The following is a 22,890-nucleotide window of genomic DNA, read 5'->3' as shown; positions in this document are numbered from 1 at the left end:
AATGACCAATGACTAATGACCAATGACTAATGACTAATAGCTAATGGTTTGAGTAGATTTTTCTCTACCAATAACTCAGCGATTTGGATTGCATTCAATGCTGCGCCTTTGCGGATTTGGTCGCCACACAACCATAATTCCAACCCACAAGGATGAGAAATATCTTGACGAATTCTTCCCACCAAAACTTCATCTTTACCTGTTGCTTCAATTGGCATCGGAAAATGATTAGTTCCCCAATCTTCCACCAATTTCACTCCAGGAGAGGAATTTAAAATTTCTCTGGCTTCCTTTGCACTAAAGGGAGTCTCAAATTCTAAATTAATGGCTTCTGAGTGGGCGCGGAGTACGGGAACCCGTATACAGGTCGCAGTGATTCTGATTTGCTGCGTGCCAAATATTTTTCGGGTTTCGTTGACCATTTTCATTTCTTCCTCACAATAACCCAAATCGTTTAATGGGGAGTTATGGGGGAATAAATTAAATGCCAATGGGTAAGGCAATATTTCGGCAATTGGTGGCTGTCCTTGTAGTATAGCGCTTGTTTGGGTTTTGACTTCTGCCATTGCTCTGGCGCCAGCACCACTAGCAGATTGGTAGGTTGAGGCGACAATACGTTGCACGGGTTTGACTTTATGCAATGGCCAGACTGCCACAGCCATTAAAATTGTTGTGCAGTTGGGGTTAGCAATAATGCCTTGGTGATTAGCTGCCGCTAGTGGATTCACTTCTGGTACTACTAAGGGAACTTCCGGGTTCATCCGAAAGGCACTGGAGTTGTCAATTACCACTGCGCCCTTTTTGACGGCAATTGCTGCCCAAGTTTTAGATGTGGAACCACCGGCACTAGCTAGTACTATATCGACATTTTCAAAGGCGCGATCGCTCACTGGTTCTACTGGTATATTTTCTCCTTTAAACCGCAGCGATCGCCCGACACTCCGTTCTGATGCCAATAACTTCAGATTAGCAACAGGGAAATTACGACTTTCTAATAATTCCAGCAACTCTGTGCCAACTGCACCAGTCGCTCCCAAAATAGCTAAACGATAGGATTTCGACAAACTTGCTTCCTCCTTTAAGATTTGGAACAATTGACAATTTACTTATATTTAAATAGCGATCGCAGTCGGGAAATACATTTTGAATAGATTTAGATTTTTCTCTAATTTAGTCGATCTTTATAGATTTAATACATTTATTTTCTTGACTATTTAATAAGTTAAGTGATGTTGCATTCTCCAACAATGGCTATCTGATTTTTCCATCGATTTAAACTATATATTATTATACAACAAATCGCCATTTAGCAGAAAAATAGAGATATCTGCACTTAGACGTTTAACAGGCATCCCACCTGTAAGGCAACAAACATCTTGGCTGCAAAGTTGTTTACCAAGATGATGAATATACTAGGATTGAAATGCATAAAACCAGCACAACATAAAACTCAGCTATGGGTCTAGGCAACAGATGCGTTCTTGTACCACAACTTAATAATAGCTAGACTCAACACTATAACTTTAACTTGGGGGTACTAACCACTCGCTGAGAACCAGGATATCACGGCATTAGCCTAGTGAATAATTAATTCCTAAGTTTCAGAGGGAGTGGGGAATGGGGAATGGGGAGATGAGGGAGATGAGGGAGATGAGGGAGATGAGGGAAGAAAGAATAACTAATGCCCAATGCCCCATTAACCAAATTGTGATGAAGGTAAAATGTCAAGTCCTTGGTCATTGGCAGTAAACTGGATCTTTGCCCCAGGACAAACATCTATCCATCTTTGGATGTCATAAGACCTTTTGGCAAGCTCCCATTGCCCTTAAGAGACATCAAGCCATAAACGCAAACAATTATTTTATTGCGTCTTGTGTGTACTCGGAGTATAAAATACCATAAAACTAGAGACGAAGCATGAAAGTCACCCAGGAAAAACTTCCCGCCAGCCAAATTGGCCTGGAAATAGAGATTACGCCGGAAATTACCAAGCAAACTTACGAAAAGGTAATTAAAAACTTAGCGAGTACTGCCAATATTTCTGGGTTTCGTAAAGGTAAGGTGCCTCGCCCAATATTATTACAACGGCTGGGTACAACTCGAATCAAGGCAGCAGCGCTGGAAGAACTAATTCAAGATGGCATTGAGCAAGCAGTCAAACAAGAAGCTATCCCGGTAATCGGTCAGCCGCAATTGCGCTCCTCTTTTGAAGATTTGATTAAGAATTATGAACCTGGAAAACCCCTGACGATTTCAGCTGCTGTCGATGTACAACCAGAAGTGAATCTAGTGCAGTACACTGATTTGCAGGCCAAGGCAGAAGAAGTCAAGTTCGATCCAGAACGAGTGGAGAACACGCTGGATAAGGAACGTCAAGAATTGGCGACATTGATTCCTGTAGAAGGACGTGCAGCCCAAATCGGCGATATTGCCGTAGTCGATTTTAAGGGTGTATTCTCCAAAGTCGAGGGCGAAGACGAAACAGCCGAACCAGAACCTATTCCCGGAGCCGAAGCAACTGATTTTCAAGTTGAGTTGCAGGAAGATAAGTTTATTCCAGGTTTTATTTCGGGAATAGTGGGGATGAATCCTGAAGAAACTAAAGAAATTGCGGCGCAGTTCCCAGATCCGTATGCTAATGAAGATTTAGCTGGAAAAGCGGCAACTTTCACCGTGACGCTCAAAGAATTGAAAGAAAAGGAGCTACCAGAAGTAAATGACGATTTCGCGCAGGAAATCAGCGATTTTGAAACCTTAGAGGAGTTACGCGCTTCTTTGGTGGAACGATATCAAAAAGAGGCGGACGACAAAACAAAAACCAATAAGCAGGAAGCCTTGTTAACGGAACTGCTCAAGCACGTAGAAGTTGACTTACCAGGAACGTTGATTGAGCAAGAAGTGGATGCAATGCTAACGCAAACAGCAATCCGACTGTCTCAGCAGGGATTGGATATAAAGAATTTGTTTACTCAAGACATTATTGCTCAGTTGCGGGAGCGATCGCGCACTGAGGCAATTGAACGCATCAAACGCTCTTTGTCCTTGCGGGAAATCGGTAAACGCGAATCTCTCGTGCTAACACCAGAAGAAATCGCAGCCAGAGTCACAGAACTTTTGGAGCAATACCCGGAGGAACAAGACGTTGATGAAGATAGACTGCGCTCAATCGTGGAAAACGAACTATTAACCGAAAAAATCATCGATTGGCTCTTAGAACACTCCTCAGTTGAACTTGTACCCGAAGGCTCCTTGAGTCCCACAGAGGAAACGGAACTGACAGAATCAGATGCTGATGCACCTCAGACAGAGGAAGAAAACAGCGAAGCTTCTACTGAAGTCACAGAAGGTTGAAGAAGAATGCAGAATCCAGAATTCAGAATTCAGCAATCTTTCAGTCGGGGATTCAGCGCAAAGTGCGGTCTTGGGGTCTCCCCAAGAGGAGCAACTTTGTAAGAGAGACCCGCCACTATGAAAGTTGACCACCAAATCGTAGATTTGGTGGGGATTAAACCCGGCTATTCATCCGCTTTTTCGTACAGAATTCATTCTGAATTCTGACTCCTGACTCCTGAATTCTGTTCGATAAATCAAAAATCCCAGCCACGAGTTCACCAGTTCTGAGTTAAAGTACTGGTGAAATGGGTTCACAACTCCGGGATCAAGCCAGAATAATTAAAGAATTAATGAATTTTCCGCAAAGAGTGACACCTGTTATCGCCTGAGCTTGATACTGTGTTAGACGAGAGGAAATTATATGAGGCATAATGGTTAACACGTAGCTGATAAAAATCCCATTCGTCGAAAAGGCAGCTTATGCTGCTGAAACATTTGTCCTAAAATTATCGTCAAATTTAGTTGTATGCTTCTATCGCAGTCGGGAAATAACCCCATCACCAACTTAAGTCGAATAAACATTAACTCCCAGTTGAACAGCCCTAGCAACATCGTGCCGATGGTGATAGAACAGTCTGGCATGGGAGAAAGAGCTTTCGACATCTACTCCCGCCTGCTGCGAGAGCGGATTATCTTTTTAGGAACGCCAATAGACGATGCCGTAGCCAACTCAATTGTGGCTCAGTTGTTATTCCTGGACGCCGAAGACTCAGAAAAGGATATCCAACTGTATGTCAATTCTCCTGGCGGCTCGGTCTACGCAGGGATGGCAATCTATGATACAATGCAACAAATTCGCCCTGATGTTGTTACCATCTGTTTTGGATTAGCCGCGAGCATGGGGGCATTTTTGTTGACAGCAGGAGCCGCCGGTAAGCGAATGTCTCTGCCTGACTCCCGGATCATGATTCACCAACCACTTGGTGGCGCTCAAGGTCAAGCCATTGACATTGAAATTCAAGCCAGAGAAATTCTTTACGTTAAAGCTAAGTTGAATCAGTTAATGGCTCACCATACTGGTCAACCCTTAGAAAGAATTGAAGCAGATACTGAGCGCGACTTTTTTATGTCCGCAGAAGAGGCGAAGAACTACGGTTTGATTGATCAGGTCATTTCCAGGCAAAATCTTCCCATAGCAGGGGAAAACGTCACCATTCTGAAATAAGAGGCTGGTATGTCTAAGTACGACTCCCATTTAAAGTGTTCATTCTGTGGCAAGTCTCAAGAGCAGGTGCGTAAATTAATCGCGGGGCCGGGAGTCTACATCTGCGATGAATGCGTTGACTTGTGTAATGAAATACTAGACGAGGAGTTACTCGATACCAATGGTGCGGTAGCACAACCAGCACCAAGAGCAGAACCACCTCAAAAACGGCGTACCCACTCTTCTAGTATTTCGTTTAATCAAATACCGAAGCCTAGAGAGATTAAAAAATATCTAGACGAACACGTTATTGGTCAAGACGAAGCGAAGAAAGTGCTGTCAGTAGCTGTTTACAATCACTACAAGCGGCTGGCGGTAATTCAGTCTAAAGCCAGTGGCAAAGCTGGGGCAGATGATGCAATAGAACTGCAAAAGTCCAACATTTTGTTAATTGGCCCGACTGGTTGCGGCAAAACTCTCTTAGCACAAACCCTAGCAAAAATCTTGGATGTACCCTTTGCCGTTGCCGATGCTACGACACTGACGGAAGCGGGGTATGTGGGAGAAGATGTAGAAAATATCTTGCTGCGACTGTTGCAGGTGGCAGATTTGGATATAGAGGAAGCACAACGGGGAATTATTTACATTGACGAGATTGACAAAATTGCTCGTAAGAGCGAGAACACGTCAATTACCCGCGATGTTTCTGGCGAAGGCGTGCAGCAAGCCTTGCTGAAAATGTTAGAGGGAACGATCGCCAATGTACCACCCCAAGGAGGGCGCAAACATCCCTACCAAGATTGCATCCAGATTGACACAAGTAATATTTTGTTCGTCTGTGGTGGTGCCTTCGTGGGCTTAGAAAAGATTGTAGATCAGAGAGTTGGCAAAAAAGCAATCGGCTTTGTACAACCTGGAGAAGGCCAATCGAAGGAGAAACGAGCCGCAGACAGTCTCCGCCATCTAGAACCAGATGATTTAGTCAAATTTGGCATGATTCCAGAATTTATTGGGCGCGTGCCAATGGTAGCAGTAGTAGATCCGCTAGATGAAGAAGCGCTGATGGCGATTCTCACCCAACCACGCAGCGCCTTAGTGAAGCAGTACCAAAAGCTGCTGAAGATGGATAATGTCCAGTTAGATTTTAAAGCAGATGCTTTGCGAGCGATCGCTCAAGAAGCCTATCGCCGTAAAACTGGTGCTAGAGCGTTGCGGGGCATTGTCGAAGAACTGATGCTAGATGTAATGTACGAGTTACCGTCCCGTAAAGATGTGACACGCTGTACAGTAACACGGGAAATGGTCGAGAAGCGATCGACTGCCGAACTGATAATACACCCATCTTCACTTCCAAAGCCAGAATCAGCCTAATAGTCATTGGTGATTAGTCATTAGTCATTGGTCAAAAACTAAGGACTAATAACTATGTACCAAGGACAAATGACAACTGACAAAGGACAAAGGACAAAGGACAAATGCCTTATATTAATGTTCGTGGGGTTGAGCATTACTACGAATGGGTGAAAAAACCATCTAGTTCTTTGGTAAAACCGGTGATGGTTTTCATGCACGGTTGGGCTGGTTCCGCTAGATATTGGCAAAATACGGCTGATGTTTTATCAGAGCAATTTGATTGTTTACTCTACGATTTGCGGGGATTTGGCCGTTCTCGTGGTAAGGCAACTATAGCCCAAGCAAGTGAATCTGTTGCTGAGTCCCAGTCCCCCCAGGAAGAATCAGAGGCAATCAAAGAGTTAACCTATGAATTAGAGGAATATGCTGATGATTTGGCAGTTTTGCTAGATGGGTTACATCTTGAGCGTGTGTATATCCATGCTCACTCAATGGGCGCATCTGTTGCCACTTTATTTTTTAACCGCTACCCCCAACAAGTCGAACGAGGAATTTTAACCTGTAGCGGCGTTTTTGAGTATGACGAAAAATCTTTTAGTGCCTTTCATAAATTCGGTGGCTATGTAGTAAAATTCCGTCCCAAGTGGTTAAGCAAAATCCCATTTGTTGACCGGATGTTTATGGCTAGATTTTTGCATAGTTCTATACCACATTCTGAGCGTCAAGCTTTTTTGCAAGATTTTCTCGAAGCAGATTACGATGCGGCTTTAGGGACAATTTTTACTTCAGTCAGTAAGGCTCAAGCTGAATTGATGCCGCAAGAGTTTGCCAAGCTGACAGTGCCAACTTTGCTAGTGGCAGGGGAGTATGACAAAATTATTCCAGCCGAGATGGGGAGTCAAGCAGCTGCACTGAGTGACAAAGTTGAATTTGTGATGATTCCCGGTACAGCGCATTTCCCGATGTTGGAAGATGCTGCAACTTACCTGCAACGGGTGCAAGAGTTTTTGCAGATTAACACGCCAGAAGCACAAGGGACTTAACTTATTATGTCCCTGGCTTACCTCACCCTCAATCCCTCTCCTTATAAAGGAGAGGGAAGCTAGAGACAGGATAAAGTTTTGCATTTTATTTAATCCACGTTCCTTAGTTCCAAGAAGTTATTTTCGGATAGCCTGCACAAATTCAGCAACAGCGTCGTACTGGTCAGGATGCCCGATATATTGGAGCAACAAAGCTGGGTCTAAATTCGGGAAGAAACCACTACAATGTACTTCCTCATATTCACCACCCGCATTTAAACGGAATATTTTTATCTGGTTAGATTTCCAGAACCAAACTTCAGGCACTTTCTTGGGTTTGTATAACTCTTTTCGGTTAATAGTGCCACTAGTAACAATAACTTCAATAACAATGTCTGGCGTTTCTTTATTGCTGCCAATGCAGTAAGACTCATCTGGTGTGCCAGAAGCATACCCAGGTTCTTCCAAAGTAAAACCACCACGACCGTAGAACCGGATACCCAATTCTCTCATGTAAGCTTCTAGCAAATATCCAAGAGTTGTTTTCACGTACTCATGTTTATCTCCAATGGGTGACATAATTTCTAATATTCCTGACAAATAAAAGAGTCGGACATTGCGGTTGTCTTTTAACTGTGCTTCAATACCTTTGAATTCCTCCCACGAAACATCAGCGACGGTCACTAGTTTCTCTTGTATGGGATGGTCTAGAAGTGGAATACTCATATCGCCTCTCAACAGTTCTCCACAATCATAATCCTGAGTTATTTATCGTAAATCAAAGGGTTTAAGACGCCTACCTCTAAAGGTAGCGTCATTTTCAGTCGGGGTTTAAATCGCCCGAAGTTGCCACAAACTCCTCCACCCCCGCAAGGCACTTCTCTTCGTCTGAAAATGTCTTGAATTTTGAATTTTGAATTTTGAATTTTGAATTGTTAATGGGTGTGTCCGCCTATGCCATTCTTACTCTTTGGATTAACTCAAACCCAGTTCTCGTTTTAGCAAGTTAATTGAGTTAGTGCCGATATAATTCTCAACCTTAATCAGCTTTGGTCGCCGAATAATATCTTCATCAAATGCTTGCACGGCTGCTTGCACTGCGGCAAAACTGGCTTGATCGGTTATGATTACCTCAGCCCGTTTAACCATTGCTTGAAGTTTATAAGCATCTTTTGGTTGCGAAGTCATCACTAGTAGTTCGTCCCCTCGCAGACCGTGGAGGATGACTTCTGCGGCGCGGGCAATCCCAGAACTGAGGCTAACTATGCCTACACAGTTTTCTTTTGGTAGGGTTTTTAATAGGTTGAGTTCTTTGCTGTAGTCGTAGATATCTAGAGGAATTACCCGTGCAGCTTTCGGAGCTGCGATCGCTTCCACATTACTGATAAAATACCGACTTGTGACTACTGTCGCCGAGGTAGTTTTATCTAGCACAGCTGTTAATTCTTCCATTGCTACCAACTGGACTGGTATTTTCAGAGCTAGTTCTAATTCATACACCATCAACTCACCAGCACCCATGTCATAAGATGGAACTGCAACCAATACCCGCGCACTACAACGCAAGCGCCAGTCAATTTCCGCTAAAAATAGCTCTCTGGCTTGATTGAGTGAACATCCTTGAGAGAGCAGATCGTCAAGTGCTTTCTGGACAACTTGATAGGCATCAGGATTTTGTTTGAGAATTGGTGATTGCAGCCTGCTACCGCCCTCATGACCTTGGGGACGAACATAAATTCCTGAACCAGCCATACTTTCAACAAATCCGTCTTCCTCCAGTTGACGGTAAACTTTGCTAATGGTATTACGGTGTAATCCAGTTTGCATTGCTAGCGCCCGTGTACTTGGCAATTTGTAAGCAGGGGGATATTGTCGGGAAGCGATCGCAAACCGGATTTGATTAAACAGCTGAGTTGATGCGGGAATTTCGCTGTCTGGCTGAATACGAAATTGAATCATCAGCAAACCTCCTGAATACTGGGTGGGGAGTGGGGAATGGGGGAGTGGGAAGTGGGGAGTGTTGCTTTCCTACTCGCACTTTTAACTCAGCACTCTTTTGGTGGCCAGCTGCATTTGCGACATATCAAATATTCTATTTACATATAAAGTTTTTCGGGGAGGAATTTCTAATGCGTTCATTATTGGTAATTGATAATTTAATTGGAAATGAAGAAGAATGCAGAATCCAGAATTCAGAATTCAGAATAAATCAGTCGGGGATTGGGACCCGCCACTGAATTGTTGCACCACCAAATCTACGATTTGGTGGGGGTCTTAAACCCAGTTATTCATCCGCCAGTCATACAGAATTCATTCTGAATTCTGACTCCTGACTCCTGAATTCTGTTCGATAATCTGGCCATACTGGCATAGTTATATCAAATAAACACAAGGCCAATCACATAGCACTGATAATAATTATTATGACAGAGCAAGCAATAATTACCACAACGGTTAATCTTTTGCAAGATAACATTCAAGTATCTGCAAATCTTGCAGAGCCAAAAGAATCTGGATCTTACCCTGGAGTCGTGGTATTGCAGGAGATTTTTGGTGTCAACGTTCACATTCGGGAAGTTACAGAACGAATTGCCAAACTTGGATATGTAGCCATCGCACCTGCACTTTTTCAACGTATTGCTCCTGGTTTTGAAACCGGATACACACCCGAAGATATTGAAACGGGCAGAAGCTACGCCATGCAAACTCAAGCCTCAGAGTTATTGAGCGATATTCAATTAGCAATTGACTATCTCAAAAATCTGCCTCAAGTGAAAAAAGATGCTTTTGGCTGTATTGGCTTCTGCTTTGGTGGTCACGTCGCATATCTTGCAGCCACCTTACCAGATATTAAAGCTACGGCTTCCTTCTACGGTGCTGGAATTACCGCCCGCACACCGGGAGGTGGCGCTCCTACTATTACGCGTACCAGAGAAATAACAGGTACTGTTTATACCTTCTTTGGTGCAGAAGATGCTAGCATCCCAGCCGAACAAGTAGATGAGATTGAAGCAGAGTTAGAAAAATATAAAATTCCTCATCGTGTGTTTCGCTACGATGGAGCTGATCACGGATTTTTCTGTGACCATCGTGGCAGTTATAATCCTAAAGCTGCTGCCGATGCTTGGGAGCAAGTAAAACAACTCTTTAGTCAACTGAACTAGTCATTAGTCATTAGTCATTAGTCATTAGTGAATAATAAACGACAACTGACGAATGACAAATGACAAGTGACTAATGACAATCTAAACTCCAGTTGCACCATATCAAATAACAATTAATCTTCAAAAGTCATGAATTCCGAATCGAAACTTTCTCAAACAGCCAATTCGTCGTTTACGATGGATGATTTTGCCAAAGCACTAGAAATACACGACTACCAGTTTCAAAAGGGACAGGTTGTACATGGCAAAGTGTTCCAACTTGACCACGATGGAGCTTATGTCGATATTGGTGGCAAGTCGTCAGCTTTTCTGCCGCGCGATGAGGCTTCTTTGAGAGCAGTTACCGATTTATCGGAGGTGCTGCCATTGCAAGAGGATATGCAGTTTTTGATTATCCGAGATCAGGATGCAGAAGGTCAAGTCACCCTTTCCCGAAAGCAGTTGGAAATTCAGCACATCTGGGAACGACTGGCCCAAATGCAGGAAAATGCTCAGACTGTGCAAGTACGAGTTATGGGTGTAAATAAAGGTGGTGTCACCGTCGATATTCTCTCTTTGCGGGGATTTATTCCGCGATCGCACCTGGCCGAGCGTGATAATTTAGAAGCACTCAAAGGTCAAAATCTAACTGTGGGTTTTTTGGAAATTAATCGTAACACCAACAAACTCATCCTTTCCCAGCGTTTAGCAACTCGTTCTAGCAACTTCAGCTTATTAGAACTAGGTCAACTGGTGGAAGGTAAAGTTACTGGTATCAAACCTTTTGGTGTATTTGTCGATTTAAATGGGATGGGCGCTTTGCTTCATATCAAGCAGGTAAGCCAAAAATTCATTGAATCTTTAGAAAAGGTATTTAAAGTTGGTCAGCCAATTAAAGCTGTAATTATTGACTTGGATGAGGGTAAAGGGCGGGTTGCTCTTTCTACCAGAGTTTTGGAAAGCTTCCCTGGCGAAGTGCTAGAGAATTTTGATGAGGTGATGGCTTCAGCTGAGGCGCGTGCCAATAGAGCTAATAATAAAGCATCTGAATAGTTTTGAGGTGGCCTGCTTAGACAAAAAGATCGTAATCGACCACGGGGCGATCGCATGAATTTACGGGTGAATAGCACCCAAAAGTTAATAACTCCTAAATTGGGTTACTACTCCCCCTGCATCAACAAAGATGTGGGGGATACTTTTTGGACAGTTGCACGTATAGCTGTCTATAAAACGCTTATTTTATCAGGTATTCCCACCTCAAACACCATCATTTCTGATGCTTCCATCAGGCATAATGGTTTCATTAAAGGTAGCTCCCTTGCACCTATTAATACTGAAATAACTGGCTCCTCTCAAATCGGCATGGCTGAGGTTAGCATTGTCGAAAGATGTTTCCGTCAAAATAGCTCTTCTCAAGTTTGCATGACTGAGATTAGCATCAAAGAAACCAGTTTGACCGCAAACAACGCCACTCAAATCAGCCCCTTCCAAATTAGCTCCTGTCAAAGCGGCTTCACCGAGACGCGCTCCCCTCAAGTTGGCATAGCTCAAGTCGGCATAACTGAGATCAGTCCAATCCAGACTAGCGTTACTGAGATCGGCTTCCCTGAAAATAGCCCTGCTAAGATTCACGTCCAGCAAGCGAGCTCTTGGTAGCTTAACTCCAGCAAAATCTCTCTCCCCAGCAGCATATCGCTGCAACAACTCTTCGGCATTCATACTTCAACCCCTTCATTAATAGCACTTACGCAAGAAATCTTTAAAACTCTTATTCCTTTGTGTCATCTGCTGACTGACAACGTAGCCAATGGCTTATACCAATTCTTTGTGAAACTGCACAAAATCAAGTTTAGGTGGTGAGACAGATCACGAATTGCATTCGGAAAAATGGATAAAGTCAAATTTAATAAGCAAAATGGCATTTGACTTACTCAAAAGGTCTGTTTGCTTTCTCATTTCGGTATTTTCAGCAAGCAAAATGGCATTTGACTTACTCAAAAGCTGTGTTTGCTTTCTCATTTCAGTATTTTCAGCAAGCAAAATGACCTTTGACTTACTCAAAAGCTCTGTTTGCTTTCTCATTTCAGTATTTTCAGCAAGCAAAATGGCATTTGACTTACTCAAAAGCTCTGTTTGCTTTCTCATTTCGGTATTTTCAGCAAGCAATCAAGCATATTGAGATAGCAATATGCTTGATTGCTGACTCATTCCAGTAATTCCCACACTCGTGACAACTATCTCTTTAAGATTATTTTTCTCTATCTTTATCTAATGCGTCCTAGATCGCACGACGGCAAAATTCTGGAGGATCATCCTTGGTCGATAGTTCTTCCTTCATAGTTTTTGTGACACGTAAGTTAAGACGCTCACTTAAAGGTTCTTCCCTCTCTGATTTAAATGGTTTTAAATTTTCTGGATGACCTTTAGGGTTAGGCATTCTCTTTATCTTTATCTAATGCTTCCTCGATCGCACGACGGCAAAATTCTGGAGGATCATCCTTGGTGGATAATTCTTCCTTCATAGTCTTGGTAATGCGTAAGTTAATCCTCTCTGTTAATGATTCTTCCCTATTTGATTTAATTGGTTGTAAATTTTGTGGGTTCCCTTTAGGATTAGGCATTATTGAGAAATATAAATAAGGCTTGATTTACTTGGTGCCAAAACAATAGATTGTTTTTTAGTGGTTGCTACAACTTGCCGGAAGTACAACCACCAATATCCAATTTCAAAAATGGACACTACTATTTTATGTTCACGCGTTCCGAACTTGAAATCAAGACTATTAAAGAATTACGCGATTTGTGTCGTAGATATGGCATTAAACCAACCGGGAATGCAGGATACAAAACCTCGTACATCGTTACTCTGATGGCATTTCCATTTTTAGCGCTCCAACAAATGAAACAAGGTAAAGGGTTAAAATTTCCTAACTTTAACGCTATCCAGATAATCAGTTCCGCTATAGAGGAGATGAATTCACCCACAGATGAGCAAGCAGCACTAATTCGGATAACGTTAGAGGGCAGGAAAATGAGCTATCCTGACCGATACGACCAAGAGAACCTGCTGAACTTGCATAAGGCTAAGATGTCGCTTGAACAAGCTATTAATTTCTTGAGCCAGTAAAACTAATCTCATTACTCTATCCCCCACATTTATAAAGATATGGGGGATAATTTTTAGAGTATTAAGATAAATAAGGTGTGACCTACTGGCTTAGTTGGCGTGAGGATATCTTGAGCATAGTAACAAAGTATAAAAATATGCTCATACTTCTGTTTAAGTATTGCTCAAGGGGTTTTGAGCATATATCGAGCATTTCAAGAACTATAAACGCTGTAACTATTCAACTTAGGTATTTATATGTTTCTAGTAACTGGAGCAACGGGAGGAATTGGTCGCAGAGTTGTGCGACTCCTACGACAACGAGAACAGTCTGTGCGGGCATTTGTCCGCCTGACATCGCGCTATAGCGAGTTAGAACACCGGGGTGCAGAAATTTTCATCGGTGACTTGCTAGAAGAAAAAGATATCCAGAAAGCTAGTCGGGGTGTACAGTATATTATCAGCGCTCACGGTTCTGATAGCGATGCCCTATCTTTAGATTATCGCGCTAATATTGAACTCATTGATCAAGCAAAAGCTAATGGTGTAGAGCATTTTGTCTTCATTTCCGTATTAGGAGCCGATCGCGGATATGAAGATGCTCCCGTGTTTAAAGCCAAACGAGCAGTAGAACGATATTTGGCAGCTAGTGGTTTAAATTACACTATTTTACGCCCAGCTGGATTAGCATCTAACTTGCTGCCACTAGTAGAACGGTTTCGGGAAACAGGATTGTATCTGCTGATTGGCGATCGCAAAAACCGTACCTCAATTGTCAGTACCGATGATTTGGCAAAGATAGTGGTGGATTCTGTGACAGTTGAAGCCGCTCGCAACCAGATTTTACCAGTGGGAGGGCCGGAGATTTTATTACGAGAAGATATTCCCCGGATTTTTGGTCGGATCTTCAACAAACAGCCAGTAATAATTAACTCACCACTATTTGCCATTGATGGGTTACAGAGTGCATTAGGCTTATTTAATCCCCAAATCCAAAAAGCTTTGGGAACTTATCGCACATTGCTAGCAAATGAATTTTTCTGTACAAAAGATGAAATTGCTAATTTAGAGGCGATTTTTAACTTCCAGTTAGAGACATTAGAAAACTTTTTGCGGCGCTATCTGGCGGTTTGAATGGGGAGTGGGGAGTAGGGAGTGGGGAGTAGGGTGAAGAAGAAACAAGAAGAAACAATATATAAAAAGGGGAGTGGGGATTAGTAAGAAGAAGAAACGATATAGCGGTTATCGATTGGATGAGAACACCAAAGTCCTTGCTATAAAATCATTTCAGCAAAGTTTTTGTATCTCACTCAACTGCACACCGCTATATAAATGACAAACAAACAATAAATCATTCCCCATTCGCCACTCCCCATTCGCCACTCCCCACTCCCCACTCCCCACTCCCCACTCCCCATTCCCCACTCCCCACTCCCCATTCCAAAATTCTATGAAATCTTCCCTAGCTGCAAATGCTGCTCAAGCACGTCAGACAAAAGAGCGATTCGCCCAACCAGAGGAACAACTCACCTATGAATTGGGGAAGGCAGTACAGGAATTGCCACCCCTCTACACTAGATTATTAGCGGGAACGATGACCGCGATCGTCTTTGGGGCGATCGCTTGGGCGTACTTCTCGCAAATAGATGAAGTAGCAACAGCACCAGGGGAATTAATTGCTTCCACACAAGTAAGACCAGTGACATCCTTGGGTGGAGGGTCAATTGTTGCTGTTAAAGTGCAAGAAGGCGATCGCGTTACTAAAGGTCAAGTTCTGATTCAAAAAGATCCAGACTTGCAAATAACCGATGTTTCTCGCCTAGCCAAATCCACTAGATTAATTCAAGACGATTTACAACGTTTGGATGCAGAACGCACCGGAGGCAAAACTGCTGGGACGAAACTGCAAGATGAACTTTTAAGTTCCCGTCTACAAGACTACCAAGCGCGTCAAGCAGCAGCAGAAGCAGACGCAAATCGCCAACTAGCACTCATCAATCAAGCCAAAGTCCGCTTGACTCGATTGCAAGACAACTTAGTTAATGCCAAAAGCAGCGTTGGGAATGCTCAAACCAACTTTGTGAATGCAGATAGCATCCGAATTAAAATTGAAAGTAATTTGGGACTTGCTCAACAAAGGGAAAAAAGCCTACGCACTCTAATTACTAATGGCGCTGCACCTCGTGTTGATTATCTGGATGCCCAAGAAAAATTAACTCGTGCAAAAACAGAAATCACGAGAGCGCAAGATGAAGTGACTAACGCCCAGAATAAAATCACAGAGGCTCAAGATAAAGTCACATCATTAGAAAAAGATATTGCAGCCCAAGTCCAAGAAATTCGCCAAGCAGAACAAGCTTACCAAGCTGCACGCAGTCAAGCCCAGCGTGTAGCATCAGAACGCCAAAGTGAAATTTTGACCCAGTTTAACAAGCGTAAAGAAGAACTAACAACTGTTCAAGGTCAATTAGATCAGGCGAGGAAGCAGCAAGCTTTAGAAACGATTGAAGCTCCCGTTGCTGGTACGATTTACAGAGTCAAAGCCACCAGAGGTCCAGTACAATCGGGTGAAGAATTGGTGTCAATTTTGCCGGAAGGGGAAGAAATGCTCCTAGAGGTAAAAGTTCTTAACCGCGATATTGGGTTTATTCGTCAAGGAATGAAGGCAAAAGTGAAAATGGCAACTTTCCCCTTCCAGGAATTTGGCACTGTGGAGGGCGAAGTTATGCAAGTCAGTCCGAATGCAATTGTTGATAAAGAATTAGGCTTAGTTTTTCCGACAAGAATTAGGCTAAGTAAACATTCAGTGAACGTGCGGGGTCAAGAAGTAGAATTTACACCAGGGATGACTGCTACAGGCGAAATTGTCACTCGTAAAAAGTCAATTTTGACATTCATCACTGAGCCTGTGACACGGCGGTTCAACGAGGCATTTTCTGTTAGGTAGGTTTGTAGCCTCTGCTGTTTTTATAATACATACATTAATAGATTTTTCCTAGGGGGACAGCAATGCTGTGCCCCTACCAATGTATTTGTATCAAAAAGGGTTAAACCGAAAAAATACGGATATAATATTGATTATTCTAATACCAAAAGCTGCAATTTATCTTCATCCGCCAGACGACTATGAGCAGCTACTATATATTTTGTAAATCGGACAGGACGCTTAACCTACAATAATAATGCTATATCTTTGTAGTTGAAAATTTTAATAGCCTACAAAGGCTTAAAAAAATCACAAAGCCGACTTTTGCAACACAACCGTATTTGATGGCTAAATCAATTGTTTCAACAAAACGGCTCGGCAAACAGTTAATCAACTGGTTGCTTGAAGAAGACCGACGAGAGAAGGAAGGACCTTACCGCAAAGAAGAACCACATCGCCAACATGCTTGGTGGCAGGTGATGTGCTTGACTGGTGTAGATTATTTCTCGACCCTTGGCTATCAACCTGGGATTGCAGCATTGGCAGCTGGCGCTCTTTCTCCTGTGGCTACCCTAATTCTGGTTTTGCTGACGCTCTTTGGAGCATTGCCAATCTATCGGCGCATTGCTGCCGAAAGCTCTCATGGGGAAGGGTCGATCGCAATGTTAGAGCGTTTGCTCCCCTGGTGGCAAGGCAAATTACTTGTGCTGTGCCTACTTGGTTTTGTGGCAACCGACTTTATTATTACCATTACCTTGTCGGCTGCTGATGCTACAGCCCATATCATCGAAAATCCGCTGATCCCAATTTGGCTTCACAATCAGACGATCGCAATCACTCTCATATTAGTTACATTACTAGGCGCAGTTTTCTTGAGAGGTTTCCGAGAAGCGATTGGTATTGCAGTAGTTTTAGTGGCAGTCTATCTGCTGTTAAACTTGATTATCGTTAACGTCGGTGTGTATCAGATCATAATTCACCCAGAAGCGATCGTTAACTGGCAGACGGCACTTTTTGCACGCCATTCCAACCCTTTGATGCTACTCGGCATATCTCTGATCATATTCCCGAAGCTAGCGTTGGGATTGTCAGGCTTTGAGACTGGCGTGACCGTTATGCCCCTGGTCAAAGGTAGCAGCAGTGACACTTCCCAACATCCCAAAGGGCGGATTCGGAATACACGCAAGTTGCTGACCACTGCTGCTCTAATTATGAGCTTCTTTTTGCTCACCACCAGCTTTATAACTACTCTACTGATTCCAACCGCAGAATTTGCATCTGGGGGCAAAGCTAACGGACGCGCCCTTGCTTATTTAGCACATCTATATCTAGGCAATGGCTTGGGCACAATTTACGATCTAAGTACTATTTCTATTTTGTGGTTTGCAGGTGCATCTGCAATGGCAGGGCTGCTGAATATTGTGCCCCGCTACTTACCACGCTATGGCATGGCACCAAATTGGGCACGAGCTGCGCGACCTTTAGTTTTAGTCTATACAGCGATCGCCTTTGTTGTGACAATTATCTTTCGAGCAAACGTGGAAGCCCAAGGTGGGGCTTACGCAACTGGTGTGCTTGTATTGATCACCTCAGCTGCCTTTGCCGTCACCCTATCAGCCCACCGTCATCGAGAGAAGCGGGCAAAACTCGTTTTTGGCATAATCACACTGTTATTTTTATATACCACTATTGTCAATATCATCGAAAGACCAGAAGGTATTAGGATCGCTGGGTTCTTCATCGGTGCGATCATTTTTACCTCGCTGGTTTCTCGTGTTTGGCGTTCAACAGAACTGCGAACAGAGCAGATCGAATTTGACGAACTTGCTGGCCAATTCCTTGCCGAAGAGAGCCAGGGAGCAATCCGACTGATTGCAAATCGGTTGAACAAGGGCGATGTCCTAGAGTATTTTATGAAAGAGAAAGAGGTACGCGAGGACAACCATATTCCACCCAACGATCCAATTCTTTTTCTAGAAATTCATGTATCAGATGCTTCGGAGTTTGCAGATGTGATCAAAGTAAAAGGGGTGCAAGTTGGTGATTATCGCATCCTCCGGGCTGAGAGTGCAGCAGTACCTAATGCGATCGCGGCTTTACTGCTCTATATTCGTGACCAAACAGGTAAGATTCCCCATGCCTACTTCGGTTGGGTTGAAGGCAACCCCATACAATACTTACTGCGTTTTATCTTGTTTGGGGAGGGCGATATTGCTGTAGTTACCCGTGAAGTACTCCGTCGGGCTGAAAAGAATTCTCACAGGCGTCCTGGCGTTCATGTCGGGGGTTAAATGAAAATAGTGTAGGGTGTAGCGTAAGTATTTCAAAATTCAAAATTAAAGAAATATAATCTAAACAAGTCTGCTTTCAGGAGATTAACTCAATGACATATATCTCCCCAAAAACCCTTATCTTTGAAGATTTTCTCTCTCAATATCGAGATAATCCCGGCTATGAACTGGCAGATGAAGAACTAATTGACATCCAACCCACTGGCCCGCACGAAACGGTAAGTGGCAAACTTGCAACCCAAATTGGTATCTACCTTGTTGCAGAACAACTCCCCTAGTTTATTCCTCGCACATGTTTAATTTACCCCTTCCCAGATGCTGCTACAGTTCGTCGTCCTGATGTTGTGGTTCTCGATGAAACCGTTCTCCACGGCGAACCACTTTGGGAGCGAGAACCCGTAATTACGCTGGGACGTTCGATTCAACTGGTGGTTGAAGTCGTTAGTAGCAACTGGGAAACTGACTATGCTCGCAAGGTTGAGGAATATGCGCTCTTAGGCATTCCTGAATATTGGATTGTGGATTATCGAGGATTAGGCGGTGTGGCATTTATTGGTAAACCCAAACAACCGACCTTTACTGTCTGTCAACTGGTTGAAGATACCTATACTCAACAACAATATCGGCTAAACCAATCAATTAACTCACCGCTTTTGCCCCGTCTCCAACTTCGCCTAGATGATATCCTGCCTCTTTAAGTGTTCGACTTTTGCAAGAGGTCTATTGTCCTCACACTGCGATCGCCTTCAGCATATTCTAAGCAAACAAGTGGAGCGATGTGTATGATAGGCTACGCTTACCCATTGCGCTTTGTTGCAGCCTAGAATATGCCTAATAATATGTAACAATATTTACAAACCAAACTCTGACTTTAGTTGTGTTACCCAGGTTTTGATTCGTTCCTCCGTTAAATCAGATTGATTATCTTCATCAAGTGCAAGCCCGACAAATTTACCATTACGAACAGCTTTAGACTCACTAAATTCATAACCTTCTGTAGGCCAATAGCCAACTGTTTTACCACCCCGTCCCGAGATTTTTTCTTCTAAAATACCTAGTGCGTCTTGGTATGTATCTGGATAACCAACCTGGTCTCCGGGGCTAAAATAAGCAACTTTTTTGCCACTGAAGTCGATGTTATCTAGTTCTTCGTAGAAATCTTCCCAATCACTTTGTAATTGCCCAACATTCCAAGTCGGGCAACCAACGATAATATAACTGTAGTTATTAAAATCAGTTGGTTCAATTTGGGAAATGTCATTTAAAGTTACTGCACTTTCTCCACCAAATTCTTTCTGAATTATTTCTGCTTCAGTTTGAGTGTTGCCTGTTTGACTGCCAAAAAATAACCCGATATTAGCCATTTTTACTCCTTGATCCTTTTTTGTGTTCGCATTTATCTAGGCACTGCTACGACTCTGTGTCTACGTGCGATCGCGCTTTCACCGAGCCGAGCAAAAAGATAAACCTAATGACATAACTTCCTGGTCTTAAGTAAAGAGGTTTCAAGTGTAAACTTCCTCCTCCTAATGGGGTGATAATAAATAACTCACTCTACCTGAGTACGTAAGTCTTTAACAAACTCCCTAGACGTAAGCTGAAACATCCAGCCTAAGACCTTGAGTAGGCTTTTGTACAAGGGGTAAGTTCAGCCTAAGAATCCCACGGCTTTTTTTGAAAATGAGTGTAGCAAAATTTTCAAAAAAAGCCCTGGGGTGTTAACAAATTAACAAGTTTAGGGGTTTAAGTCCCCTGCCTAAGAAGGGTAGCCCGTTTTGATGCCTAAATCTAAATCCCCCTCACAAAACTGTACCCTTCGGCGTAGCTCAGGGCATCGCTTCCGACTTCCGACTTCCGACTTCCGACTTCTTTAATATTCTGGAGATGGGTTGCTTTTATGTTCGCCGATTAACCAGGGTAGCGCTAGCTTGGTCAACAGGCATCAGCACAACTTCATTAATATTCACATGGGGCGATCGCGTTACACAGAAAAATATCACATCAGCCACATCATCTGCTGTCAGGGGTGTAACTCCCTGGTAGACTTTGTTGGCGCGTTCAGTATCTCCGTGAAAGCGCACCTCGCTAAATTCCGTTTCTACCATACCAGGGTCAACGGAAGTTACACGTATCCGCGTTCCCAAAAGGTCTTGTTTTAAACCTTCAGAAATTGCTCTCACAGCAGCTTTGGTAGCACAATAGACATTGCCACCGGGATAGGTTTGATGTCCAGCAATGGAACCTAAATTTACCACATGACCGCGATCGCGACTCACCATTCCCGGAACAACATAGCGAGAAAGATAAAGTAAACCCTTAATGTTAGTATCAATCATGTCTTCCCAGTCTTGAAAGCTGCCTTCGTGCAACTTGTCTAAACCACGACTTAGACCAGCATTATTAATTAAAATGTCGATGTCAGACCAGGCAGGGGGTAGAGTAGAAATGGCTTCTTGGACAGCGTTGCGATCGCGCACATCTAGCTGTAACAAATGAATTTCAGTACTAAAATCTTTATTGAGAGTATCTGCTAGCTGCTGCAAACGTTCTAACCGTCGGGCTGCTAAGATCAGTTTTGCACCCGCACCAGCGAAAATTCTCGCACAAGCAGTACCAATACCACTACTTGCACCAGTGATCAAAATGATTTGATTTTGTAGAGAAGTCATTGTTAGTAAAAAGTCAAGAGTCTAGTGTTAATTTAATTGTTTTTATGAATTACTATATAGTCTACGACGGGAATTGTAATCTCTGCGTTACCCTAGTGCAATTGCTAGAAACCTTAGACAAGGGAAAATTATTTCGCTACGCTCCCATCCAAGATGAGCAGACACTTTTACAGTGGGAAATTACAGCCCAAGACTGTGAACAGGGGGTGATTTTAATTGATGGCAATGAACCTCAAAGACGTTGGCAAGGTAGTAACGCAGCAGAAGAGATTGGGCGGTTATTGCCAGTCGGAAGTATATTTGTAGACGCTTATCGAGCCTTACCGGGGATGAAATGGGCTGGCGATCGCTTTTACGAACAAATCCGCGATCGTCGCTATGCACTCTTCGGTAAGCGTTCTAATACTTATGAATCGTCATATTGCACGGATGGTAGCTGCAATCCATAGGGTAGCTTTAAAATCTCGTTTCCAGCCTCTAGCTGAAAATGCTCCTGATTGCAGCTCTACCGCGAATTTGGCAGGCTCATATTTAACTCATCCCCCGGCTTGAAGCCGGGGGGAAATCGAAGTCATTAGTACCAATGACAAATGACAAATGACTAATGACTAAATCGGCGGGCGGCTATCCCTTCAAGAGGTGGGAGGGATAGCCGCCCGCCGATTTTATTTGAATCTTGAATTTTGAATTGTTAACTGCTGTGTCTTCTTCTATCTTCTTCAATTCACAAAGGATTTAGAATATAAAAAATATATTTGACCAAAGTGACTCAAACAGCCGTGAATCACAACGGGGCAATACCACAAAGCAGTAAACCAACTTATTACTCCCTGCTAGGACTGCATCCCTCGGCATCGGTAATTGACATTCGCCGCGCTTATCGGCAACTGAGCAAACGCTATCATCCTGATACTACAGATTTGCCGACTGCGATCGCCACTCCCAAATTTCAGCAAATCAACGAAGCCTACGCCACCCTTAGCCATCCAGAACGTCGGTTAAGGTATGATTTAAAAATTGGCTATTCCCGCTTTGGAGTGATTCAACCACCTGCTGATTTGAATCATCCCGTCTCGCGTTCCGATGAATGGTCAAAATCAGCTTACCTCGATCCGAGCGATCGCCCCCTCTCATCTGGCGAAATCTTTGCTTTATTTATGCTGGTGTTAACATTTGTAGGTTGTCTGTTATTAGCAGTTGCCATTGGCTTAACTCGTGGCGAGGCTGCGATCCATTCCCATTTGCTACAGCCAACCCCATCTGTACAACAGCACCTTATTCATGTGTTGCAACTAATTCCCCCTATGATAATTCGTAATTCGTAATTCGTAATTCGTAATTGGTAATTAAGTTTTGTAAGGGTGATTTTAATTAGGCATCAAAATGTGCTGCCATTCTTAGGCAGGGGAATTAAACTGAACATACTTTGTTAAAAATTAAAAAATTCCCTAATCCAAAATCGTTCGACTGAGCATCTCGACTTCGCTCGATGGAACCGTAGCCAAAGTCCAAAATCTAAAATCTAAAATTCCTATGCCTCTTCTTCCCTCTGATACTCCCCTATATAATCATCCCCTGCCACAAATTGAGCAGTGGCTAAAAGACCAAGGCTGTCAACAAGACGATATACAGAGGCATTGCTGGCATGTGCAGCGGCCTAGTTGGCAAGCTGAATTATGGCTCGATGTTGAGCAAATCGTAGTGCGATATGTCCAATCTGGGGAAAATGGCCAAGATATCCAACGTTCATTTAAGTATTCTCTTAGTCGAGATGATATAGAACAAGCTGTGTTTTCAGGCCCATAAGAAAGTGCGAAGTACCGTTCACCCTACTAAAGTTGAT

At 43.2% G+C, this 22,890-nt stretch carries 24 protein-coding genes and 1 pseudogene; 15 read left to right on the top strand and 10 right to left on the bottom strand.

Annotation, left to right across the window (positions count from 1 at the left end; genetic code table 11):
• Nucleotides 1–26 precede the first annotated feature (26 nt).
• Complete coding sequence (locus V7K27_RS12295; RefSeq protein WP_334947479.1) at nucleotides 27–1,064, bottom strand: aspartate-semialdehyde dehydrogenase; 1,038 nt, start codon at nucleotides 1,062–1,064, stop codon at nucleotides 27–29.
• Between the two features lie 553 nt (nucleotides 1,065–1,617).
• Between V7K27_RS12295 and V7K27_RS12290 the strand changes: the two genes are divergently transcribed.
• The 5 genes from V7K27_RS12290 (at nucleotide 1,618) to V7K27_RS12270 (ending at nucleotide 6,933) form a co-directional block, all read left to right on the top strand.
• Nucleotides 1,618–1,749 carry a hypothetical protein gene (locus V7K27_RS12290; protein ID WP_334947477.1) on the top strand — a complete coding sequence of 44 codons (132 nt, stop codon included), beginning with the start codon at nucleotides 1,618–1,620 and terminating at the stop codon, nucleotides 1,747–1,749.
• A gap of 168 nt (nucleotides 1,750–1,917) precedes the next feature.
• Nucleotides 1,918–3,351: a trigger factor gene (gene tig, locus V7K27_RS12285; RefSeq protein WP_334947475.1), complete on the top strand. Its 1,434-nt coding sequence runs from the start codon at nucleotides 1,918–1,920 to the stop codon at nucleotides 3,349–3,351.
• A 508-nt stretch (nucleotides 3,352–3,859) separates the two neighbouring features.
• Nucleotides 3,860–4,558, top strand: a complete 699-nt coding sequence (clpP, locus tag V7K27_RS12280; protein ID WP_334947473.1) for an ATP-dependent Clp endopeptidase proteolytic subunit ClpP — start codon at nucleotides 3,860–3,862, stop codon at nucleotides 4,556–4,558.
• 9 nt (nucleotides 4,559–4,567) lie between these two features.
• A complete protein-coding gene (clpX, locus tag V7K27_RS12275; RefSeq protein WP_334947471.1) occupies nucleotides 4,568–5,908 on the top strand; it encodes an ATP-dependent protease ATP-binding subunit ClpX in 1,341 nt (446 codons plus the stop codon).
• 104 nt (nucleotides 5,909–6,012) lie between these two features.
• Nucleotides 6,013–6,933 carry an alpha/beta fold hydrolase gene (locus V7K27_RS12270; protein WP_334947469.1) on the top strand — a complete coding sequence of 307 codons (921 nt, stop codon included), beginning with the start codon at nucleotides 6,013–6,015 and terminating at the stop codon, nucleotides 6,931–6,933.
• Nucleotides 6,934–7,050: 117 nt separating this feature from the next.
• On the opposite strand, the gene V7K27_RS12265 is transcribed toward V7K27_RS12270, so the two are convergent.
• Nucleotides 7,051–7,638: a Uma2 family endonuclease gene (locus V7K27_RS12265; RefSeq protein ID WP_334947467.1), complete on the bottom strand. Its 588-nt coding sequence runs from the start codon at nucleotides 7,636–7,638 to the stop codon at nucleotides 7,051–7,053.
• A 249-nt stretch (nucleotides 7,639–7,887) separates the two neighbouring features.
• Complete coding sequence (locus V7K27_RS12260; protein WP_334947465.1) at nucleotides 7,888–8,871, bottom strand: GntR family transcriptional regulator; 984 nt, start codon at nucleotides 8,869–8,871, stop codon at nucleotides 7,888–7,890.
• Nucleotides 8,872–9,335: 464 nt separating this feature from the next.
• Between V7K27_RS12260 and V7K27_RS12255 the strand changes: the two genes are divergently transcribed.
• A complete protein-coding gene (locus tag V7K27_RS12255; protein WP_334947463.1) occupies nucleotides 9,336–10,076 on the top strand; it encodes a dienelactone hydrolase family protein in 741 nt (246 codons plus the stop codon).
• Between the two features lie 129 nt (nucleotides 10,077–10,205).
• The gene (locus V7K27_RS12250) at nucleotides 10,206–11,108 is read left to right on the top strand and encodes a S1 RNA-binding domain-containing protein (protein ID WP_334947461.1); all 903 of its coding nucleotides are present in this window, start codon (nucleotides 10,206–10,208) and stop codon (nucleotides 11,106–11,108) included.
• Nucleotides 11,109–11,312: 204 nt separating this feature from the next.
• Here V7K27_RS12250 and V7K27_RS12245 read toward each other — a convergent pair whose 3' ends face one another.
• The 4 genes from V7K27_RS12245 to V7K27_RS12230 all read right to left on the bottom strand — a co-directional run bounded on the left by V7K27_RS12245 (nucleotide 11,313) and on the right by V7K27_RS12230 (nucleotide 12,676).
• The gene (locus V7K27_RS12245; protein WP_334947460.1) at nucleotides 11,313–11,774 is read right to left on the bottom strand and encodes a pentapeptide repeat-containing protein; all 462 of its coding nucleotides are present in this window, start codon (nucleotides 11,772–11,774) and stop codon (nucleotides 11,313–11,315) included.
• A gap of 147 nt (nucleotides 11,775–11,921) precedes the next feature.
• Nucleotides 11,922–12,200 carry a hypothetical protein gene (locus tag V7K27_RS12240; RefSeq protein ID WP_334947457.1) on the bottom strand — a complete coding sequence of 93 codons (279 nt, stop codon included), beginning with the start codon at nucleotides 12,198–12,200 and terminating at the stop codon, nucleotides 11,922–11,924.
• A 133-nt stretch (nucleotides 12,201–12,333) separates the two neighbouring features.
• Complete coding sequence (locus tag V7K27_RS12235) at nucleotides 12,334–12,492, bottom strand: hypothetical protein (protein ID WP_334947455.1); 159 nt, start codon at nucleotides 12,490–12,492, stop codon at nucleotides 12,334–12,336.
• Nucleotides 12,485–12,676, bottom strand: coding sequence for a hypothetical protein (locus V7K27_RS12230; protein ID WP_334947453.1), 192 nt, complete (start codon nucleotides 12,674–12,676; stop codon nucleotides 12,485–12,487). The genes V7K27_RS12235 and V7K27_RS12230 overlap by 8 nt, the downstream gene beginning before the upstream one ends.
• Nucleotides 12,677–12,804: 128 nt before the next feature.
• On the opposite strand from V7K27_RS12230, the gene V7K27_RS12225 reads away from it, so the two are divergent.
• Together V7K27_RS12225 and V7K27_RS12220 are read left to right on the top strand one after the other, a co-directional pair.
• Entirely contained in the window at nucleotides 12,805–13,182 is a 378-nt protein-coding gene (locus V7K27_RS12225; RefSeq protein ID WP_334947452.1) for a hypothetical protein, read from the top strand.
• Between the two features lie 237 nt (nucleotides 13,183–13,419).
• Nucleotides 13,420–14,295 carry an SDR family oxidoreductase gene (locus tag V7K27_RS12220; RefSeq protein WP_334947450.1) on the top strand — a complete coding sequence of 292 codons (876 nt, stop codon included), beginning with the start codon at nucleotides 13,420–13,422 and terminating at the stop codon, nucleotides 14,293–14,295.
• 153 nt (nucleotides 14,296–14,448) lie between these two features.
• On the opposite strand, the gene V7K27_RS12215 is transcribed toward V7K27_RS12220, so the two are convergent.
• A complete protein-coding gene (locus tag V7K27_RS12215) occupies nucleotides 14,449–14,586 on the bottom strand; it encodes a hypothetical protein (protein ID WP_334947448.1) in 138 nt (45 codons plus the stop codon).
• A gap of 25 nt (nucleotides 14,587–14,611) precedes the next feature.
• Here V7K27_RS12215 and V7K27_RS12210 point away from each other — a divergent pair, with 25 nt between their 5' ends.
• The 3 genes and pseudogenes from V7K27_RS12210 (at nucleotide 14,612) to V7K27_RS12200 (ending at nucleotide 19,076) form a co-directional block, all read left to right on the top strand.
• Nucleotides 14,612–16,108, top strand: coding sequence for an HlyD family efflux transporter periplasmic adaptor subunit (locus V7K27_RS12210; protein WP_334947446.1), 1,497 nt, complete (start codon nucleotides 14,612–14,614; stop codon nucleotides 16,106–16,108).
• A gap of 323 nt (nucleotides 16,109–16,431) precedes the next feature.
• Nucleotides 16,432–18,378: an amino acid transporter gene (locus V7K27_RS12205; RefSeq protein ID WP_334947443.1), complete on the top strand. Its 1,947-nt coding sequence runs from the start codon at nucleotides 16,432–16,434 to the stop codon at nucleotides 18,376–18,378.
• 92 nt (nucleotides 18,379–18,470) lie between these two features.
• Nucleotides 18,471–19,076: pseudogene (locus tag V7K27_RS12200) on the top strand (Uma2 family endonuclease).
• 153 nt (nucleotides 19,077–19,229) lie between these two features.
• Here V7K27_RS12200 and fldA read toward each other — a convergent pair.
• Together fldA and V7K27_RS12190 are read right to left on the bottom strand one after the other, a co-directional pair.
• Nucleotides 19,230–19,742, bottom strand: coding sequence for a flavodoxin FldA (gene fldA, locus V7K27_RS12195; protein WP_334947441.1), 513 nt, complete (start codon nucleotides 19,740–19,742; stop codon nucleotides 19,230–19,232).
• A gap of 531 nt (nucleotides 19,743–20,273) precedes the next feature.
• Nucleotides 20,274–21,047, bottom strand: a complete 774-nt coding sequence (locus tag V7K27_RS12190; RefSeq protein WP_334947439.1) for an SDR family oxidoreductase — start codon at nucleotides 21,045–21,047, stop codon at nucleotides 20,274–20,276.
• A 44-nt stretch (nucleotides 21,048–21,091) separates the two neighbouring features.
• Between V7K27_RS12190 and V7K27_RS12185 the strand changes: the two genes are divergently transcribed.
• The 3 genes from V7K27_RS12185 (at nucleotide 21,092) to V7K27_RS12175 (ending at nucleotide 22,853) form a co-directional block, all read left to right on the top strand.
• Nucleotides 21,092–21,496, top strand: a complete 405-nt coding sequence (locus tag V7K27_RS12185) for a thiol-disulfide oxidoreductase DCC family protein (protein ID WP_334947437.1) — start codon at nucleotides 21,092–21,094, stop codon at nucleotides 21,494–21,496.
• Nucleotides 21,497–21,811: 315 nt separating this feature from the next.
• Nucleotides 21,812–22,372: a J domain-containing protein gene (locus tag V7K27_RS12180; RefSeq protein WP_334947543.1), complete on the top strand. Its 561-nt coding sequence runs from the start codon at nucleotides 21,812–21,814 to the stop codon at nucleotides 22,370–22,372.
• Between the two features lie 208 nt (nucleotides 22,373–22,580).
• On the top strand, nucleotides 22,581–22,853 hold the full coding sequence (locus V7K27_RS12175; RefSeq protein ID WP_334947435.1) for a DUF3143 domain-containing protein: 273 nt from the start codon (nucleotides 22,581–22,583) through the stop codon (nucleotides 22,851–22,853).
• The last annotated feature ends 37 nt before the right edge of the window (nucleotides 22,854–22,890 follow it).

The organism is Nostoc sp., from assembly GCF_036919575.1.
In the GTDB taxonomy this organism is placed as follows: domain Bacteria; phylum Cyanobacteriota; class Cyanobacteriia; order Cyanobacteriales; family Nostocaceae; genus Nostoc.
This window is presented reverse-complemented; position numbering and strand designations above follow the sequence as displayed.